General features: G+C 62.5%; 3 protein-coding genes. All 3 read right to left on the bottom strand.

The window, feature by feature from the left end; all coding sequences use genetic code 11:
- On the bottom strand, nt 1-1,580 hold a 1,580-nt coding region (gene traG / locus LC343_RS24965; protein WP_223479862.1), incomplete at its 3' end, for a Ti-type conjugative transfer system protein TraG.
- Complete coding sequence (traD, locus tag LC343_RS24960) at nt 1,567-1,782, bottom strand: type IV conjugative transfer system coupling protein TraD (protein WP_223479861.1); 216 nt, start codon at nt 1,780-1,782, stop codon at nt 1,567-1,569. The genes traD and traG, both read right to left, overlap by 14 nt.
- A gap of 4 nt (nt 1,783-1,786) precedes the next feature.
- Nucleotides 1,787-2,041: TraC family protein (locus LC343_RS24955; RefSeq protein WP_223479860.1), on the bottom strand; the 255-nt coding region annotated here is incomplete at its 5' end.

Below are 2,041 nucleotides of genomic sequence, written 5' to 3'. Positions count from 1 at the left end.
GCGTCCCGCCCGCCATAGGTTTCGCGCATCTGCCCGATCGACTGGAAGAGGAGGAGCAGGCTGATGCCATATTTGCGGCCGGCGTCCCGCGCGGTTTCCAGAATGCGCAGATAGCCGAGCCGCGCCACCTCATCGAGAAGGAACAGCGTCCGGCCTTTCGTTTCTCCATTCCGATTGTAGATCGCATTGAGCAATGCGCCGATGATGGTCCGCGCAAGGCCTGGATGGGCCTCGAGTGTTTTCAGGTCGAGATTGACGAAGATATCGGTCTTGCCGTTCGCCAAATCGTCGGTCGAAAGGCTCGATCCGGACACCAGCGCCGCATAGTTCGGGTAGCTCAGCCAGTGCGTTTCCTTGATCGCATTGGCATAGACGCCGGAAAAGGTTTCCGGCGTCATGTTGACGAACGCGGCCACGTTCTCGCGCACGAATTCGGATTCGGAATTGTCGTGGATCGTCTGCAGCCGTTCGCGCAGTTTCGGTTCCGGCTCCGATAGATTCATGCGCACCTGGCGCAGCGTCTGGTTTTCCTTTGCCGTATGCCCCGAGAGGCAGACGTCGGCGATGAGCGCGGTGATGAGCTGCAGGGCGGAAGCACGGAAGAAGTCGTCCCGCATGGATGTCTGCCTGCCGACATCGGTGACGACCCAGCTCGCCACCGCGACGACATCCTCTTCCTTCGTGCCGCCATAGCAGCCGATCCAGTCGAGCACGTTGAAGCCGACTGACCCATCCTTCGGGCTGAGCACAAAGACCTCGCGGCCCGCCTTGCGCCGATGCTCGATGACCATGGGTGCGACTTCGTTGGATGGGTCAAGCGCTACCAGCCCGCCGCCCCATTTGAGCGTTGTGGGGATCGTGACCGACGTCGTCTTGAAACCGCCCGAACCGGCGAAGACCAAGCCGTGCGTCGATCCGAAGGAAGCGTCGAAGCACAGGAGCTGGGACTTGCCACCCGCGCCCCAGGACTGTTTGTCATCGGCGCGGAACGTGTGGCTCGCGACGCTGTCCTTGTCGACGCGATAGGCCTCGCCGACGACGATGCCGCCGTCTTCGCCAAACATCCGTTTTGCCTCGCCGAGCGACATCCAGTCCGCCGATCCATGGATGGCGCGCTTGCCCGTCAGACGGCGTGGCTTCATGCTTGCGAATGCGGCATCGCCGCGCAGAGCAACCCGTAGCGCGAACATACCGGTGACAAAGCAGACCATCGCCCCGATGCCGGTCGCCGGGTCCGCATATTCGATCAACCGGTGACCATCGGGGACCGCAACCGCGAAACCGCTGAGGCGCGTCACTTCGCGCATTCCCGCAAGGGCGATCACGCTGATCGCACCGATCAGGACACCCACACCGGCTGACTTGATCGCCAGGGCGCCGCGCGCTGCAAAGAGGAAGACAATCCCTATGGCTGCGGCGACAACATAGGGCAGGGCGATGCCGATCTGCCCCAGCGTCAGTTGTGCCTCCGGCGAATTGCCGAACCTTGCCAACCACGATACCGAGCCGGTGAGCCCAAGACACAAAGCGATCATCGAGCCGACCGGAGCGATCACGAGGAGGAGCTTATTCAGGGTCACTGGAAAACGCCTCCGCTCCGATCGCCGTCAGCCGTTCCCGCTCCGCTTCGTTCGCTGCTATCCGGCTGGCGCCGTCGATTAGCAATCCGAGCAGCAACGCCCGTTTCTCGTAGCGAAGCCCCGCCTTGGCGATCAGACCGCCAAGCTGGATTTTCTCGCGGGTGTCTTTCCTGCGCGCGTCGGACTGGCTTGCCTGCCGCATGCGCTCAAGCCTCGCTATTCGCGCCCGAAGACGCGCCAGCCGGGTTTTGCGCAGGAAGTGGTTTCCGGGTGTCGCTGCCGCCACGAAACCGTTTCGCCAGATCCTCGAAGGCTTCGACGAGCTTCACATCGTCGATCTCGATCTCTCCGAGACCGGCCCTGAGCGCGAGCCGGCCGATCCGTTCGGCCTCGCGCGTTTCAGCGACTTTGAGCTGCTCCTGCAGTCTGGCGATGTCTTCCTTGATCTTCGATGAAGGTTT

Origin of the sequence: Oricola indica (genome assembly GCF_019966595.1) — a bacterium.
Taxonomy (GTDB): domain Bacteria; phylum Pseudomonadota; class Alphaproteobacteria; order Rhizobiales; family Rhizobiaceae; genus Oricola; species Oricola indica.
Note: the sequence above shows the minus strand (reverse complement) of the source record. Positions and strands in the feature narration are given on the sequence as shown.